Raw genomic sequence first — 15,139 nt, forward strand, 5'->3', positions numbered from 1 at the left:
GCGAGATCAGCGCGCTTGGGCGAGAGTGGCGTCGAGCGCGGCGAGCCGTTCGGGCGTGCCGACGTCGGTCCAGGCGCCGCGGTGGTGCTCGCCCGAGACCGCGCCCCGCGCCATTGCCGCGCGCAGCAGCGGCGCCAGGCGGAACCGTGGCGGCGTGGCATCGGCCCCTGTCGCGTCGCCGATGATGTCGCGCCATCCCCGCAGCAACGCCGGGCGGTAGATCCCGATGCCGGCGAAGGTCAGCCGGTCCGGACCCGATGCGTGCACGCGGTCGCCTTCGAGCACGAAGTCGCCTTCGCTGTGGTGCGCCGGATTGTCGACCAACACCAGGTGCGCGTCGCCGTTCGGCTCGCGCGGTAGCGATGCGAGATCGTGGTCGCTCCAAATGTCGCCGTTGATCGCCAGAAACGGCGCCTCGCCCAGCAACGGTAACGCCTGCAGCATGCCGCCCCCGGTTTCCAGCGGCGGGGTGCCCTCGTGCGAATAGTGCAGTTGCAGGCCCCAGCGTTCGCCATCGCCCAGGACGGGCGCGAAGCATTCGGCCAGCCACGAGACGTTGATGACGACCTCGCGCACGCCTGCGCTGGCAAGACGCTCCAGGTGCCAGACGATCAGCGGCTTACCGCCCACGACCAACAGCGGCTTGGGGGTGTGGTCGGTCAGCGGCCGCATGCGTTCGCCAAGGCCCGCAGCGAAGATCAGTGCCTTCATCGGGCGGCGCTCGTATCGGGCGTGCGCATCCGTGCTGCGGGAGTGGGGAAGGAGGGAAGCAACGTGGCGGCCTGCTCGCGCGATGGGGCCGTCAGCTTACCGGGGCGCCGCGATGTGGGCTCGATCACCGGATGCTCAGCGTGCGGGGGCGACCACGTGGTCGAACAGCCCGCCGGCGGCGAAGTGCACCCGGTGGGCGTGTTGCCAGCCACCGAATGCCGCATCGACCGTCACCATCGGCACGGCGCGGAAGCGCGCACGCTGCGAGGCCGGCACCTGGCTCGGGTCGGAAGGCCGGTAGTGGTGTTGCGCGGCGAGCCGTTGCCCGGTCGGCGAGTACAGGTACCGCAGGTAGGCGTCTGCGCACGCGCGGGTGCCGTGCGCATCGACATTGCGGTCGATCAGCGCGACTTGCGGCTCGGCGCGGATGCTCAGGCTCGGATAGACGATCTCCAACGCCTGGCTGGTGTGCGGATCGGCGAGCAGGCGCAGCGCCTCGCTCTCCCAGGCCAGCAGTACGTCGCCGCGGCCGCCCTCGACGAACGAACGGGTCGCCGCGCGCGCGCCGGCGTCGGCAACGACGACATGGGCGAACAGGCGCCGCATCCAGTCCAGCACCTGGGTGCCGTCGCGATACGTGCGCGAAGCCCAGGCCCACGCGGCGAGATAGTTCCAGCGCCCGCCGCCGGAGGTCCGCGGGTCGGGCGTGACCACGCCCACGCCGGGCCGCACCAGATCGCCCCAGTCGTGAATCCGTTGCGGGTTGCCCTTGCGCACGAGCAGGACGACGGTCGAGGTGTAGGGCACGCTGTCATGGGGCAGACGGGTGCGCCAGTCCGGATCCAGCAGGCCGGCTCCGGCGAGGGCATCGATGTCCGCAGCCAGTGCCAGTGTCGCCACGTCTGCAGCCAGCCCGTCGACGATCGCCCGCACCTGCTTACCCGAACCGCCATGGTGCATGCGCACGTCGACGGTCTCGCCGGTGCGCTGGCGCCAGTACGAGGCGAACGCACGGTTGTAGTCGACGTAGAACTCGCGGGTCGGATCGAACGACGCGTTGTGCAGGGTCGTGTCCTGCGCGGCGGCATCGCGACAGGCGAGGCCCGTGGCCAGCGCCAGGACGAGCACGGCGATCGACGGCAGACGACAGCTCATGATGCGCGCAATCGAAGGGGTGGGCGCCCGACCTTAGCGCGGTGCGGGACGCCGCGACAGTGCGCGCGACGGGACGGTGCCGCAGCACCGTCCCGTGCCGGGATCAGCAGCCGCCGGGATCAGCAGCAGCCGTGGTCGCCGTGACGCTGGCCGCTGTCGGCAGCGACTGCCGATCCCGAGGTCTCACCGCGCTGGCTGGCGTGGTGATGCTCGGCGATCACCCGGGCCACGCAGGCAGTGACCCGCTTGCCCATCTCGATGTGCAGGAACTCGTTCGGCCCGTGGGCGTTGGAGTGCGGACCGAGCACGCCGGTGATCATGAACTGCGCGCCGGGGAACTTCTCGCCCAACATGCCCATGAACGGGATCGAGCCGCCTTCGCCCATGTACATCGCCGGCTTGCCGAAAAACGCCTGGCTGGCCGCCTCGATCGCCTCCGACAGCCACGGCGACATCGCCGGCGCGTTCCAGCCGGTCGCGGCCTTCTCCAGCGCCAGCGTGACCGTCGCGCCGTTGGGCGGATCCTGGGTCAGCGCTTGCTGCAGCAGCTCACCGGCCTGTTTGCCGTCGACCGTGGGCGGCAGGCGCAGCGAGAGCTTGACCGCGGTGTGCGGGCGCAGCACGTTGCCGGCCGACTGCAGCGACGGCAGCCCGTCGACGCCGGTCACCGACAGCGCCGGACGCCAGGTGCGGTTGAGCACGAGCTCGGCGAGGTCCTCGGTGACCTGGCCGTCGGCATCGACCGGGAACATCGGACGCAGCGCGCCGGTCAGCGGGAACTTGTCGTAGATCGCCGTATCGAGCACCTCGGCAGCGCGGCGCGCCTGCTCCAGCCGCTCGGCCGGAATGTCGGCATGCAGCCCCTCGGGCAGGATCCGGCCGGTCTTCTCGTCCTCGATGCGCGACAGCAGCTGACGCAGCAGGCGGAAGCTCGAGGGCACCACGCCCGACGCGTCGCCCGAGTGCACGCCCTCGTCGAGCACCTTGACCGTCAGGTTGCCGCCGGCCAGGCCGCGCAGCGACGTGGTGCACCACAGCTGGTCGTAGTTGCCGCAGCCCGAGTCCAGGCAGACGACCAGCGACGGCTTGCCGATGCGGTCGGCGAGGTGGTCGACGTAGGCGGACAGATCGTAGCTGCCCGATTCCTCGCAGGCTTCGATCAGCACCACGCAGCGCGCGTGGGGCAGGCCCTGCTCGTGCAGCGCCAGGATGGCGGTCAGCGAGCCGTAGATCGCATAGCCGTCGTCCGCGCCACCGCGGCCGTAGAGCTTGCCGTCGCGCAGCACCGGCTGCCAGGGACCGAGGTCATCGTCCCAGCCGGTCATCTCCGGCTGCTTGTCCAGATGCCCGTACAGCAGCACGCAATCGTCGTTGCTGCCGCCGTTGGCGGCCGGGATCTCGATGAAGATCAGCGGCGTGCGGCCTTCCAGACGCACCACCTCCAGTTGCATGCCGGGGATCGCCTGGGCGCCGGCCCAACCGGCCATCAGCTCGACGGCGCGCTCCATGTGGCCGTTGGCCACCCAATCGGCGTCGAACATCGGCGATTTGTTCGGAATACGGATGTATTCGACAAGCTGCGGGACGATCTCGTCGTCCCATTTGGCGCCGACGAAACGGTCGGTGCGGCGGGTATCCATGGCGCGAGCTCCACTTGCGGCGTAAGCGGCCATTCTACCGCGCGGGCGTTGTAGGACTTTTCCTACACGAAATTGAGGAGTCGGCCTGCTTCGCGACGGCGGACAGGCGGATAGGCTGTGTCCATGGCGTTGGGGAGACTGGCAACACCGACAGGGATGACAGATCGCCAGTCGGGAAAGGAATCCACCCAATCGCCAAGGAGTTCGCCATGAAGCCGTTCAAAGCCCTCATCGCCGCTCTCGTCCTCTCGCTGTTGATGGCCGGTTCGGCCTTCGGCGCAGACGGGGTCGAGAAGGTCAACGTCAACACCGCCGATGCCACGACCCTCGCCCGGGTGCTGCACAACATCGGGCCGTCCAAGGCCGAGGCGATCGTGGCTTACCGGGACGAGAACGGGCCGTTCCGCAGCGCCGAGCAACTGGCCATGGTCAAGGGCATCGGTCTGCGTACGGTCGAGAACAACCGGGACCGGATCGAGCTGGGGTCGCCGATGGCGCGCCAGCAGCAGACCGCCCAGCGCGCGTCGGGGACGCCGGCCAAGGGCGCGGCGCAGCAGCGCTGAGCCACCCATCGCCCGCACCGGGGCAAGGAGCGTCGGTGCAGGTCGAGGAGCGGGATGCTCCACAGGATCCGGCAAGGACGCCGTTACATGGATGTAGCCGTCGCCCGCCCCGCATTGGATGCGTGGCGGGCGACCTCTTTTGGGGCCCGGCCGATTGCACGGGCCCCATCTGGGAACCACCATCCGGCAGCCGGCGCGCCACGGCCCCGCTGATCGGCCGGGGTGTGCTCGATCCGGGGTCTTCTTGATCGGGGCGTGTTCTCGATCAGGCCTTAGACTCGGGCGATGGCCGACCCTGCAACCGTCCGGATCATTCCCGCCGCCACCGCGCGTTCGGTGCGCTGGCGCAATGGCCACGGCTGGACGCGCGAATTGTTCTGCGCGCCCGCCCCCGCCCCCGCGGCCGCGGCCGCGCCTTCGGTCGACGCCGCCGCGGCCCCTTGGCCCTGGCGGATCTCGATCGCGCGGATCGACCGCGATGCGCCGTTCTCGGCGTTCCCCGGCGTCGACCGCGAACTGATGCTGCTGCGCGGCGGCCGGCTGGACCTGCAGGTCGCGGACCGCCGCATCGCGCTGGCGTCGCGGTATGCCCGGCACCGCTTCGCCGGCGAACGCGACGTGGCCGCCTGTGTGCCGGCAGGCGGCGTCGAGGTGTTCAACCTGATGTGGCGGCGCGACCTGCATCGGGCCCGGCTTTGGCACCTGCCGTTGGCCGGCGCCTTGGCGTGGCGCGCCGACCCGGCGACGACCTGGATCGTCCATTTGCTGGCCGGGCACGCGCGATGCGGCAGCGGCGCGGCGCAGGCGGCGCTGGCGGCCGGCGATACCGCCGTGCTGAGCGATGCGTCTGCATCCGGCCGGGTGTCGATCGAGGGCGAGGGCGCCTTGCTCGCGATCTGCCTGCGCGACCGGCTGGACGCAGGCCCGGACGACGCGTGCGCGCCTGCCGGGCCGGACCCGAGGCCAGGGATCAGAAGCTGACGTTCACGCTCAGCCAGATGCTGCGCGCCTTGTCCTTGTTGTTGTAGTCGTCCTGGGCCGACAGCGTGTAGCTGCCGCTGTCCTCGACGAAGCTGTACTGATAGGACGTGAAGTCGCGATCGAGCAGGTTGTTGATTCGGCCGTTGATGGTGACCGCCTCGTTGACGCGGTACGAGGCGCCGAGGTGGAGTACCTCGTAGTCCTTCCAGTACAACTCCTGCTCGAGCACCGTGTCGAAGCCGCGGTAGCGCTTGGAGCGGGCCTCGGCGGTCAGGAACACCGTGAAGGCCTCGGTGGCGCGCCAGTCGAGCGTGGCGTTGGCCATATGCCGGGCGCTGTTGCCCAAGGGCCGGCCGGAGTTGCTGCCGCTCTTCTGCTCGCTGTCGGTGAAGGTGTAGTTGGCGCGGAAGCCGAAGGCATCGCTGATCCGCCAGCGGCCGGCGAGTTCGGCGCCCTGGACCACGACCTCGTCGATGTTGACCGTCTTGGTCGAGTTCGAATAGCCCAGGTCGGCATAGTCACCGGTGCCGCTGCAGGCGATCGTCAGCGTCGGGCCGCAGTTCTCCGACCCGATCTTGTCGTCGAACTTGTTGTGGAAGATCGTCGCGTTGAAGCCGTGGCCGTCGGGGTGCTGCCAGTAGGCCGCCAGTTCGGTGCTGGTGCTGGTTTCGGGCTGCAGGTCGGGATTGCCGAACATCGGCGAGACGCCCTGGGCGCCGAAGCCGGTGATGCCGTCATAGAGCTGGGTGGTCTTGGGCGTCTTGAAGCCGGTGCTCACGCCGCCCTTGACCGTCCACTGCTCGCTCAGCGTCCACACGCCATACAGACGCGGGCTGACGTGATTGCCGAACACCTTGTGATCGTCGTAGCGCAGGCCGGCGGTGACCGACACCGGCTCGGCGATGGTCCAGGTGTCCTCGGCGAACAGCGAATACATGTCGTGCTTCTGCTTGGCGCCGGCAACGCCGCGCTCCATGCCGAACACGCCATCGATCAGCTCGCCGCGGATGACCTGGGCGCCGACCACGGCGACGTGCGCGCCATTCCAGTCGAAGGGCAGGTCCAGCTTGGCGTCGAGCGTGTACTGGTTGCTCTCGAGCGTGCGATCGGGGCGCGGCAGGTAGGCCAGCAACTGCGCGTACTGGTCCGGCGCGAGATGGGCCTCCATGACTGCGAGCTTCTGCGCCTCCGACAGGTTGTTCCAGGCGGTCGCGCTGTAGCCGGTGCCGCCAGCCGAATTGGGGCAGTAGCCGGCGGCATTGACCGTCCCGCCCAGGTTGCCGCAGGCCGCGTTCCACAGCGACTGCAGGCTCTGGCGCTCGGCCACGGTGTAGGGCAGGGTGCGGCCCTCGTTGCGGGTTTCGACATAGCCCAGCGACACCAGGCTGTTGCCGAACGACCAGCGTCCCTCGTGTGCGATCGACCAGGTGTCGCGGGTGAATTCCTGGCTGGGCCGATAGCCGGCGCGCGGTTCGATGCGGCCGTTGTTGCCGATGCGCAGCATCGCGCCGTAGTCGTCGACGGTGCCGACCGGATATTCCTCGACCCCGTTGTCGTTGAGCCGGGTGCTGTTGTCGTACTCCTGGCGCGAGGCATCGATGTCGAGGGTCACGGTCTGCGCGTCGGTCGGTGTCCAGCTCAAGGTGATGCCGGCCGCCTTGTTGGTGTTGTCCACGGTCTTGCCGCCGCCGCCGAAGCCCAGTGCGCGGGTGTGGACCTCGCCATTGGGGTCGGTGACCGGCGCGTACACAGGATTGGAGGCCTCGCGGTCGTACCAGCTGGCGCGCGCGCTCAGGTTGAGCTTGCCCGGCACCAGCGGCCCGGTGACGAAGAGGTCGACGGTGGTGTCGTCGCCGAACTGGTCGTCGGTCTCGAACGTGCGGCCCAGCGTGACCGAGCCGGCCCAGCTGTCGAGCTCGCGCTTGGTGATGATGTTGATCACCCCGCCCATCGCGTCGGCGCCATAGAGCGTGGACATCGGGCCGCGGATCACTTCGATGCGCTCGATCGCATCCAGCGGCGGAATGTGGTTGAACTGGTTGCCGACGAAGCTGTTGGGATAGATGTCGCCGTGGTTGTTCTGGCGCCGACCGTTGATCAGGATCAGCGTGTAGTCCGCGCCCATGCCGCGCATCGAGATCGTGCCCTGGCCGGTCTTGTCGCGCGTCTCGCCGATGTCGATGCCTTCGATATCGCGCACTGCGTCGAGCAGGGTCATGTAGGGGCGATGGGTCAGGTCGTCCTGCGTGATCACGCTGATGCTCGCCGGGGCGTCGGTGATCTTCTGCTCGAAGCCGGCGGCAGTGACGACGATGGTGGCGAAGTTGCGGGCGTCGTCCTGGGGCAGGACGGTGTCGGCCAGCGCGGGCGCGGACAGCAGGGCGAGCAGGCTCACGGCCAGCGCACGGCGGCGCGGGGCGGTCGAACGGATCATGGAAGGTCCTTGTCGAAAGATCGGAAAACGGCCGCACACGCGGCGTGGCGCGCCACCGGACGGCGGCGTCGCAAGACGGAGGCACACAGACGGCGAGGCGAGCAGCGCGGTCCGGGATCGCCGGCGCGCGGTGTGTCAGGCGCGCGGAGGCGCCTGTCCCGGCGGCAGCGTCAGATCTGGACGCAGCGCATGTGGCGCGTCGACCGCGTCGGGGAAGGACGGCGGCCCGAGCGCCTGCGTGGCGTCGGCGGGCGGCAGCAGCAGTGTCGAGGCCATTGCGGGGGGCGGCGGCAGGCCGGGCGCGGCATCGCGCGGCGCGACACGAGCCGACAGCGGCAGTGGGCGACGGAACTTGGCCTCAGGCGGCGCGTCCTGCGTGGCCGGAAGATCGGGCAGCGCGACCGCATCGCCGAGGCCGGCGACCGCCGGCAGGCTGCGGGGTGCGACGCCGAGGACGACAGCCAGCGCCAGTAAGGCCGCCAGGGCCAGTCTGGCCCAGCCCGATATCGTCCACTGCGATGGAGGCCGCGTCGTCACGAACCGGGCACGCTCGAGCAAGAAAGCTGACGAGCGATTATATGAGAATGATTTTCATAAACAAGTCTTAACGCAATTCATTCTCATATGTGACATGCAGCAAGCGCGAACCAGCCGGAGGCTTCTATCGCAGCGGGTCAGCGCAACGACCGCTGGACCGTCAATCCCGGTCGTCGCGCGTCCAGACCCCGCCGTGCTCGATCTTGGTCGGGAACTTCGCGACCGGTTCGTAGGCCGGCGCGCACAGGGCGCGGCCGTCGCGCACATCGAACTTCGCGCCGTGCAGCACGCATTCGATCGTTGCTTCGCCCGGATCGAAGTCGCCGCCACCCGACAGCGCGAAATCCTCGTGGCTGCACTGGTCCTCCAGCGCGTACAGGTCGCCGTCGAGGTTGAACACCACGATCGGCACGCCGGTCACCTCGTCGAAGGTGGTGCGCATCTCGCCGGGCAGCAGCTCGGCGGTTGCGCACACGAAGGTCCAGGTCTCGCTCATCGTGCGGCTCCGAAAGAGGTGGCCGCGAACATCTTTTCCAGCACTTCGAAGCGCAGATCGGCGCGCAACGGGATGCCGAAACGGACGTCGCCATAGGGAAACGGCTTGTGGCGTCCGGTGCGGCGATAGCCGCGGCGCTCGTACCATGCGATCAGCGCCTCACGCACATCGATGACGGTCATGCGCATGCCGGGCAGGCGCCAGTCGTCGCGGACGATGCGCTCGCATTCGGCCAGCACCGCGTCCCCGGTGCCCCGGCCCTGCAACTGCGGGGAGACGGCGAACATGCCGAAGTAGCCGTGGCCGTCCTCGATCGCGACGTGGGCACAGGCCAGCGGCGTACCGTCCATGCCGTCGACCACGACCACGCGGCTGTCGGGACGCACGATGTCGGCGCGCAGCACGTCCGGATCGATCCGGGCGCCGTCGAGGAGGTCGGCTTCGGTGGTCCAGCCCACACGACTGGTGTCGCCGCGATAGGCGGACGTCACCAGTGCGACCAGCGCGGGCACGTCGTCGACAGTGGCAAGGCGGAAGGTGGGAAAAGCGGGCATCGTGGCGAGGCTAGCGGACGGGAAGATCACCATTATGGCCGGCGGCGCGCGCGGCGCCGACCGGGACGCCGCGATGCGGCGCGTCAGCCCAGCAGTCGGCGGACCTTGCGCAGCGCGGCGACGAAGGCGTCGATCTCGTCGTGGGTGTTGTAGAACGCCGGCGAGGCGCGACAGGTGGCCGCGACCCCGTAGAACTGCAGCAGCGGATGCGCGCAGTGCTGGCCCGAGCGCACGGCCACGCCCTCCAGGTCGAGTAGCGTCGCCAGGTCGTGCGCATGCGCGCCCTCGACCAGGAACGACACCACCGCGGCCTTGTCCGGTGCGGCGCCGAGGATGCGCAGGCCGTCGATCGTGCCCAGCGCTTCGGTCAGGTGCGCGAGCAGCGCGGCTTCGCGCTGTTCGATGTGGTCCATGCCGAGTCGTTCGAGGTAGTCGACCGCCGCGCCCAGACCCGCGAAGCCGGCAATGTTCGGGGTGCCGGCTTCGAAGCGCTGCGGCGGGTCGTTGTAGACCGTGCCGCCGAAGGCGACCTCCTTGATCATCTCGCCGCCACCCAGGAACGGCGGCATCGCCTCGAGGTGCTCGCGGCGCGCCCACAGCGCTCCGGTACCCGTCGGCCCGCACATCTTGTGGCCGGTGAAAGCGTAGAAGTCGCAACCGATCGCGGCGATGTCCACCCGGCGGTGCGGCACTGCCTGCGAGCCGTCGACGACGGTCGTCACGCCGTGCCGGCGCGCCAGGCGACAGATCTCGCGTACCGGGGTGACGGTGCCCAGCACGTTGGAGACATGGGTGACCGCAAGCAGCTTCACGTCCGGCGTCATCGCACGGCGCAGCGCCTCGAGGTCGAGCGTGCCGTCCTCGAGGATCTCCGCCACTCGCACCGTCGCACCGGTGCGCTCGGCGACGATCTGCCAGGGCACGATGTTGGCGTGGTGCTCCATGCGCGAGACCAGGATCGTGTCGCCGGCCTTCAGCCGCGGCAGCGCCCACGAGTAGGCCACCAGGTTGATCGCGAACGTGGTGCCGCTGCACAGCACCAGTTCGTCGGCGCGCACGTTGAGGAACTGCGCCAGCTTGCGCCGCGTGCCTTCGTAGGCTTCGGTCGCTTCGGTGCCGAGCTGGTGCACGGCCCGGCTTACGTTGGCGTTGTGGCGGCGGTAGTGGCCGTCGACCGCCTCGATCACGCAGGCGGGCTTCTGGCCGGTGTTGGCGTTGTCGAAGTAGATCAGCGGCTTGCCGTGTACCTCCCGCAGCAGCAGCGGGAAGTCGGCACGTACCGACGCCCAGTCGATTTCGCCGTGACCGTCGGCGGGCACGCTGGGGCCGTCGAACGGCGGATCGAGCGGCGGCAGGGCGCTCATGCGCGCACGAGCGCGGCGAGCGCGTCGTCCAGTGCGGTTTCGGCCAGCGTGCGCAGCGTCTCGTCGGCGATCGCGGCCAGCGGTTCGCGCACGAAGGCGGCGGTGAGCAGACGCTGCGCATCGCCAGCGGGCAGGCCGCGCGAGCGCAGGTAGAACAGCGCGCCGGGATCGAGCTGGCCGACCGTGGCGCCGTGCGCGGCCTGGACCTCGTCGGCATGGATCACCAGCACCGGCTGGGTATCGATCTCGGCGGTCGCCGACAGCAGCAGATTCTTGTTCGACAGCCGCGCATCGGTGCCGTCGGCGCCGGCATCGATGGTGATGCCGCCGTGGAAGACCACCCGGCCGCGGCCATCGCCGATCCCGCGCCACAACAGCTGGCAGGCGGTGTCGCGGGCGATGTGGCGGATGCCCAGGCGCGTGTCCAAGTGGCCGCGGCCGCCGGCCAGCAGCACGCCGTTGGCCGTCAGGCGCGCATCGGCACCGACCAGGCGCACGTCGAGCTCGTGGCGCGACAGCGCCGCGCCGGCCTCGACGTCGACGCGGTCGTAGATCGCGCCGGTCTGCAGCTCCGCGTCGGTGCGCAGGAACGCAGTCGCGCCGACGTCGCGGCGCTGCAGCCGCAGATGGCGCAGGTGTGCGCGATCGGCGAGGCGCAGCGAGCACACGTCGTTGTCGAGGTGGCGATGGGTGCCCGCATCGAGATGGTGCTCGACCACGGTCAGCCGCGCGCCGGCGCCGAGCGCGATGTGGTGGCGCAGGTGCCAGGCCTGGTCGGTGTCGGCCGGCGCACCGACGAACACCAGGTGCAGCGGGGACGCGACGTGGACGCCGGCGTCGACCGCGATCGCCACGCCGTCGGTGGCGAGCGCGGCGTTGAGCCGGACGAACACCGCGTCGGCCCGGTCCTCGATCGCAGGCAGCGCATCGGCCGCCTGGACGGCGCCGATGGACAGCCCGGCGACGCCAGGGCCGGGATCGGAGAGCGCGGGCGCGGCGCGGCCGTTGACGAACACCAGCCGCGGCGCCGGAATGCCGGCGATCAGCGCCGGGTCGATCGCGACGTCGCCCGGCGCGGCAAAGCTGCGGCGCTCGAGCGCGCGCAGCGAGGTGTACTTCCAGGATTCGCTGCGCGGGCCGGGCAGGCCGGCAGCCAGCGCGGCGTCGAGTGCAGGACGACGCGCAGCGTCGCCATCGAAGCCCGCGGCGAGGGAGTCGAGCAGGGCGCTCATCACGCCGCCGCCTCGGGTGCGACGCGGTCCTTGACCCACGCATAGCCCTTTTCTTCGAGCTGCAGCGCGAGCTCCGGACCGCCGCTCTGCACGATGCGACCGTCGGCCAGCACATGCACCACGTCGGGTCGGATGTAGTCGAGCAGACGCTGGTAGTGGGTGATCACGATGAACGCGCGATCGGGCGAGCGCAGCGCATTGACGCCGTCGGCGACGTTCTTGAGCGCGTCGATGTCCAAACCCGAATCGGTCTCGTCGAGAATCGCCAGCTTGGGCTCGAGCACGGCCAACTGGAAGATCTCGTTGCGCTTCTTCTCGCCGCCGGAAAAGCCCTCGTTGACGCCGCGGTGCAGCAGGCGGTCGTCGAGGTGCAGCACCGCGAGCTTCTCGCGCACCAGGCGCAGGAACTGCATCGAGTCGAGTTCCTCCTGGCCACGCGCCTTGCGCTGCGCGTTGAGTGCGCTGCGCAGGAAGTAGGTGTTGTTCACGCCCGGGATCTCGACCGGGTACTGGAACGCCAGGAACACGCCGGCGGCGGCGCGCTCTTCGGGCTCGAGCGCCAGCAGGTCCTGGCCCTCGAACGTGACCGTACCCGCGGTGACGTCGTAGCCATCGCGACCGGAGAGGATGTTGCCCAGCGTGGACTTGCCGGCGCCGTTGGGGCCCATGATGGCGTGCACCTGGCCCGGCTTCACGTCGAGCGAGAGGCCCTTGAGGATGTCGCGTTCGCCGATGCGGGCGTGGAGGTTGTCGATGTTGAGCATGGGATTCGGCATTGGGGATGGGGGGACGGAAAAAGCGGGTCGAAAGGCTGGGGCGGGCTCGAGGCCCGAATCCCCCGGTCCGTCGCCCGGGAAGGGTCGCTTGTGTCAGCCGACAGAGCCTTCCAGCGAGACTTCCAGCAGCTTCTTGGCCTCGACCGCGAATTCCATCGGCAGCTCACGGAAGACCTGCTTGCAGAAGCCGTCGACGATCAGGCTGACCGCGTCTTCCTCGGAGATGCCGCGCGCGCGGCAGTAGAACAGCTGGTCGTCGCTGATCTTGGACGTCGTCGCCTCGTGCTCGACGGTCGCGCCGGGGTGGCGGACCTCGATGTACGGGAACGTATGCGCGCCGCAGTCCTTGCCGATCAGCAGCGAGTCGCACTGGGTGTAGTTGCGCGCGCCTTCCGCGCCACTGCCGACCTTGACCAGACCGCGGTAGGTGTTCTGGCCGCGGCCGGCGCTGATGCCCTTGCTGACGATCTTGCTCTTGGTGCGCTTGCCGACGTGGATCATCTTGGTGCCGGTGTCGGCCTGCTGGCGATGGTGGGTCAGTGCCACGGAGTGGAACTCGCCCGAGGAGTCGTCGCCCAGCAGCACGCAGGACGGATACTTCCAGGTAATCGCCGAACCGGTCTCGACCTGGGTCCAGGTCACCTTGCTGCGCGCGCCACGGCACTCGGCGCGCTTGGTCACGAAGTTGTAGATGCCACCCACGCCGTTCTCGTCGCCGGGGTACCAGTTCTGCACCGTCGAATACTTGATCTCCGCATCCTCGAGCGCGACCAGCTCCACCACCGCGGCGTGCAGCTGGTTCTCGTCGCGCATCGGCGCGGTGCAGCCTTCCAAATACGAGACGTAGGCCTTGTCTTCGCAGATGATCAGCGTGCGCTCGAACTGACCGGTGTGGCCGGCATTGATGCGGAAGTAGGTGCTCAGTTCCATCGGGCAGCGCACGCCCTTGGGAATGAACACGAAGCTGCCGTCGGAGAACACCGCCGAATTGAGCGCGGCGAAGTAGTTGTCGCCGACCGGGACCACGCTGCCCAGGTACTGGCGCACCAGGTCCGGGTGTTCCTGGATGGCTTCGGACATCGAGCAAAAGATCACGCCCTTCTCGGCCAGTTCCTTGCGGAACGTGGTGCCGACCGAGACCGAGTCGAATACCGCGTCGACCGCGACGCCGGCGAGCTTGGCGCGCTCGTGCAGCGGCACGCCGAGCTTGTCGTAGGTGTCGATCAGTTCCTTGGGCACCTCGTCGAGCGACTTGTACTTCGGCCCCTTGGGCGCGGAGTAGTAGCTGACCGCCTGCAGGTCGATCGGCGCGATCTGCAGCTTGGCCCAGTGCGGCACCGGCATCGTCAACCAGTGGCGATAGGCGGCGACGCGCCAGTCGGTCATCCACGCAGGCTCGCCCTTCTTGTGCGACAGGGCGCGCACGACGTCCTCGTCCAGACCGGGCGGGAAGCTGTCGGATTCGATATCGGTGACGAAGCCGGCGTCGTAGCGACGGCCCAGCTGCGCGTGGATCTCCCGATTGGTCTCGGGGGCTTCGATGATGTCGGTGGCCATGGGGGCGGCTGCCTACTGTCTATGGGTGCGCGAGGCGGGCGTCGATGCGCTTCGCCCCGGCAGGGGTGGGAAAGGAAGGGGCGCGCGGGGCGTCGTCGAGCATCTGCGCCAGCGTCACGCCGCGCAGGGCCTCGGCGACGACCTCGTTGATGCGGCGCCAGTTGCCCTGTACGCCGCACTGGTCGGAAATCCCGCACTGGCTGTCGTGCAGGCTGCACTCGGTCATCGCCAGCGGGCCTTCCATCGCCTCGACGATCTGCACCAGGTTGATCGCCGACGGCGCGCGTGCCAGGCGGTAGCCGCCGTTGGCGCCGCGGAAGCCCTCGACCAGCCCGGCCTGGGCCAGCGGCTTGAGCAGCTTGCTGACCGTCGGCGTCTCCAGGCCTGCGCGCTCGGCGAGCTCGGTCGCGCTCATCACCGTGTCCGGCCGGGCGGCGAGCACGGTCAGAACGACGGTGGCGTAATCGGTGAGCTTGGTGACCCGGAGCATCGTGAGAAAAGCTGACTGCGGAATGTGGACCAAAATTGTACTTTTTTGGTCGTGCGATCACAACGTCCGCGCATGCCGGCGTTCAGTGCGACGCGCCAGTGGCGGTGGACGGGCGGGTCCGCGACAATGCGGCGCTTGTCCTCATCGCCCCAGAGCGCACGATGCCCAAGAAGAAGACCAGGAAGATCGAGGCCCGCCGTTCGGCGATCCACGGCAATGGCGTGTTCGCCACCGAAGCGATCGCCAAGGGCGAGCGCATCATCCGCTACAAGGGCTTTCTGCGCAGCCACGCGGACGTCGATGCCGAGTACGGCGACCAGGAAGAGGACGGCCATACCTTCCTGTTCACGCTCAACGACGAGTACGTCATCGACGCCAACATCGAGGGCAACGTCGCGCGCTGGATCAACCACTCCTGCGATCCGAACTGCGAGGCGGTGGTCGAGGAAGACGCCAAAGACCGGCGCCACAAGGACAAGGTCTTCATCGAGGCGCTGCGCGATATCGCCCAGGGCGAGGAGCTGACCTACAACTACGGCATCACCCTGGCCGAGCGGCACACGCCCGCGCTCAAGAAGCTGTGGGGCTGCCGCTGCGGCGCGGCGAACTGCACCGGCACCATGCTCCAGCCCAAGCGCTGAGGTCAGCG

At 69.1% G+C, this 15,139-nt stretch carries 15 protein-coding genes; 3 read left to right on the top strand and 12 right to left on the bottom strand.

The genetic code is table 11. The features are described from left to right. Positions 1 to 6 precede the first annotated feature (6 nt). The 3 genes from murU to WAF18_RS08675 all read right to left on the bottom strand — a co-directional run bounded on the left by murU (position 7) and on the right by WAF18_RS08675 (position 3,506). The gene (gene murU, locus WAF18_RS08665) at positions 7 to 711 is read right to left on the bottom strand and encodes an N-acetylmuramate alpha-1-phosphate uridylyltransferase MurU (protein ID WP_337244751.1); all 705 of its coding nucleotides are present in this window, start codon (positions 709 to 711) and stop codon (positions 7 to 9) included. A 135-nt stretch (positions 712 to 846) separates the two neighbouring features. Beyond that, positions 847 to 1,866 carry a sulfate ABC transporter substrate-binding protein gene (locus WAF18_RS08670; RefSeq protein WP_337244752.1) on the bottom strand — a complete coding sequence of 340 codons (1,020 nt, stop codon included), beginning with the start codon at positions 1,864 to 1,866 and terminating at the stop codon, positions 847 to 849. A gap of 119 nt (positions 1,867 to 1,985) precedes the next feature. Then, positions 1,986 to 3,506 (bottom strand): M20 family metallopeptidase, encoded by a 1,521-nt coding sequence (locus WAF18_RS08675; protein WP_337244753.1) that lies wholly within the window; start codon positions 3,504 to 3,506, stop codon positions 1,986 to 1,988. 209 nt (positions 3,507 to 3,715) lie between these two features. On the opposite strand from WAF18_RS08675, the gene WAF18_RS08680 reads away from it, so the two are divergent. Together WAF18_RS08680 and WAF18_RS08685 are read left to right on the top strand one after the other, a co-directional pair. Next, positions 3,716 to 4,069, top strand: coding sequence for a ComEA family DNA-binding protein (locus WAF18_RS08680; protein WP_183426731.1), 354 nt, complete (start codon positions 3,716 to 3,718; stop codon positions 4,067 to 4,069). 285 nt (positions 4,070 to 4,354) lie between these two features. Continuing rightward, positions 4,355 to 5,050: a HutD family protein gene (locus WAF18_RS08685; protein ID WP_337244754.1), complete on the top strand. Its 696-nt coding sequence runs from the start codon at positions 4,355 to 4,357 to the stop codon at positions 5,048 to 5,050. On the opposite strand, the gene WAF18_RS08690 is transcribed toward WAF18_RS08685, so the two are convergent. The 9 genes from WAF18_RS08690 to WAF18_RS08730 form a co-directional block, all read right to left on the bottom strand. Further along, positions 5,040 to 7,484, bottom strand: coding sequence for a TonB-dependent receptor (locus WAF18_RS08690; RefSeq protein ID WP_337244755.1), 2,445 nt, complete (start codon positions 7,482 to 7,484; stop codon positions 5,040 to 5,042). The two genes, WAF18_RS08685 and WAF18_RS08690, sit on opposite strands and share 11 nt — an antisense overlap. A gap of 135 nt (positions 7,485 to 7,619) precedes the next feature. Beyond that, positions 7,620 to 8,021 carry a hypothetical protein gene (locus WAF18_RS08695; protein ID WP_337244756.1) on the bottom strand — a complete coding sequence of 134 codons (402 nt, stop codon included), beginning with the start codon at positions 8,019 to 8,021 and terminating at the stop codon, positions 7,620 to 7,622. 160 nt (positions 8,022 to 8,181) lie between these two features. After that, a complete protein-coding gene (locus WAF18_RS08700; protein ID WP_183426735.1) occupies positions 8,182 to 8,517 on the bottom strand; it encodes a non-heme iron oxygenase ferredoxin subunit in 336 nt (111 codons plus the stop codon). Next, complete coding sequence (locus WAF18_RS08705) at positions 8,514 to 9,071, bottom strand: GNAT family N-acetyltransferase (protein ID WP_337244757.1); 558 nt, start codon at positions 9,069 to 9,071, stop codon at positions 8,514 to 8,516. Before WAF18_RS08705 ends, WAF18_RS08700 begins: the two co-directional genes overlap by 4 nt. 83 nt (positions 9,072 to 9,154) lie before the next feature. Continuing rightward, the gene (locus WAF18_RS08710; RefSeq protein WP_337244758.1) at positions 9,155 to 10,435 is read right to left on the bottom strand and encodes a cysteine desulfurase; all 1,281 of its coding nucleotides are present in this window, start codon (positions 10,433 to 10,435) and stop codon (positions 9,155 to 9,157) included. Next, positions 10,432 to 11,667: a Fe-S cluster assembly protein SufD gene (sufD, locus tag WAF18_RS08715; RefSeq protein WP_337244759.1), complete on the bottom strand. Its 1,236-nt coding sequence runs from the start codon at positions 11,665 to 11,667 to the stop codon at positions 10,432 to 10,434. The genes WAF18_RS08710 and sufD overlap by 4 nt, the downstream gene beginning before the upstream one ends. Continuing rightward, on the bottom strand, positions 11,667 to 12,431 hold the full coding sequence (gene sufC / locus WAF18_RS08720; RefSeq protein WP_183426813.1) for a Fe-S cluster assembly ATPase SufC: 765 nt from the start codon (positions 12,429 to 12,431) through the stop codon (positions 11,667 to 11,669). Before sufC ends, sufD begins: the two co-directional genes overlap by 1 nt. 105 nt (positions 12,432 to 12,536) lie before the next feature. After that, entirely contained in the window at positions 12,537 to 14,000 is a 1,464-nt protein-coding gene (gene sufB, locus WAF18_RS08725) for a Fe-S cluster assembly protein SufB (RefSeq protein ID WP_337244760.1), read from the bottom strand. A 19-nt stretch (positions 14,001 to 14,019) separates the two neighbouring features. Then, on the bottom strand, positions 14,020 to 14,490 hold the full coding sequence (locus tag WAF18_RS08730; protein ID WP_183426740.1) for an SUF system Fe-S cluster assembly regulator: 471 nt from the start codon (positions 14,488 to 14,490) through the stop codon (positions 14,020 to 14,022). A 161-nt stretch (positions 14,491 to 14,651) separates the two neighbouring features. Between WAF18_RS08730 and WAF18_RS08735 the strand changes: the two genes are divergently transcribed. Then, positions 14,652 to 15,131 carry an SET domain-containing protein-lysine N-methyltransferase gene (locus tag WAF18_RS08735; RefSeq protein ID WP_183426741.1) on the top strand — a complete coding sequence of 160 codons (480 nt, stop codon included), beginning with the start codon at positions 14,652 to 14,654 and terminating at the stop codon, positions 15,129 to 15,131. The last annotated feature ends 8 nt before the right edge of the window (positions 15,132 to 15,139 follow it).

The sequence above is a fragment of the Luteimonas sp. gir genome, from assembly GCF_037198055.1.
Taxonomy (GTDB): Bacteria; Pseudomonadota; Gammaproteobacteria; order Xanthomonadales; family Xanthomonadaceae; genus Luteimonas; species Luteimonas citri_A.

What these genes read in the sequence shown, in the direction of transcription:
- murU (WP_337244751.1), bottom strand. Translation starts at nt 711, where the DNA reads ATGAAGGCACTGATCTTCGCTGCGGGCCTTGGCGAACGCATGCGGCCG.
- WAF18_RS08670 (WP_337244752.1), bottom strand. Translation starts at nt 1,866, where the DNA reads ATGAGCTGTCGTCTGCCGTCGATCGCCGTGCTCGTCCTGGCGCTGGCC.
- WAF18_RS08675 (WP_337244753.1), bottom strand. Translation starts at nt 3,506, where the DNA reads ATGGATACCCGCCGCACCGACCGTTTCGTCGGCGCCAAATGGGACGAC.
- WAF18_RS08680 (WP_183426731.1), top strand. Translation starts at nt 3,716, where the DNA reads ATGAAGCCGTTCAAAGCCCTCATCGCCGCTCTCGTCCTCTCGCTGTTG.
- WAF18_RS08685 (WP_337244754.1), top strand. Translation starts at nt 4,355, where the DNA reads ATGGCCGACCCTGCAACCGTCCGGATCATTCCCGCCGCCACCGCGCGT.
- WAF18_RS08690 (WP_337244755.1), bottom strand. Translation starts at nt 7,484, where the DNA reads ATGATCCGTTCGACCGCCCCGCGCCGCCGTGCGCTGGCCGTGAGCCTG.
- WAF18_RS08700 (WP_183426735.1), bottom strand. Translation starts at nt 8,517, where the DNA reads ATGAGCGAGACCTGGACCTTCGTGTGCGCAACCGCCGAGCTGCTGCCC.
- WAF18_RS08705 (WP_337244757.1), bottom strand. Translation starts at nt 9,071, where the DNA reads ATGCCCGCTTTTCCCACCTTCCGCCTTGCCACTGTCGACGACGTGCCC.
- WAF18_RS08710 (WP_337244758.1), bottom strand. Translation starts at nt 10,435, where the DNA reads ATGAGCGCCCTGCCGCCGCTCGATCCGCCGTTCGACGGCCCCAGCGTG.
- sufD (WP_337244759.1), bottom strand. Translation starts at nt 11,667, where the DNA reads ATGAGCGCCCTGCTCGACTCCCTCGCCGCGGGCTTCGATGGCGACGCT.
- sufC (WP_183426813.1), bottom strand. Translation starts at nt 12,431, where the DNA reads ATGCTCAACATCGACAACCTCCACGCCCGCATCGGCGAACGCGACATC.
- sufB (WP_337244760.1), bottom strand. Translation starts at nt 14,000, where the DNA reads ATGGCCACCGACATCATCGAAGCCCCCGAGACCAATCGGGAGATCCAC.
- WAF18_RS08730 (WP_183426740.1), bottom strand. Translation starts at nt 14,490, where the DNA reads ATGCTCCGGGTCACCAAGCTCACCGATTACGCCACCGTCGTTCTGACC.
- WAF18_RS08735 (WP_183426741.1), top strand. Translation starts at nt 14,652, where the DNA reads ATGCCCAAGAAGAAGACCAGGAAGATCGAGGCCCGCCGTTCGGCGATC.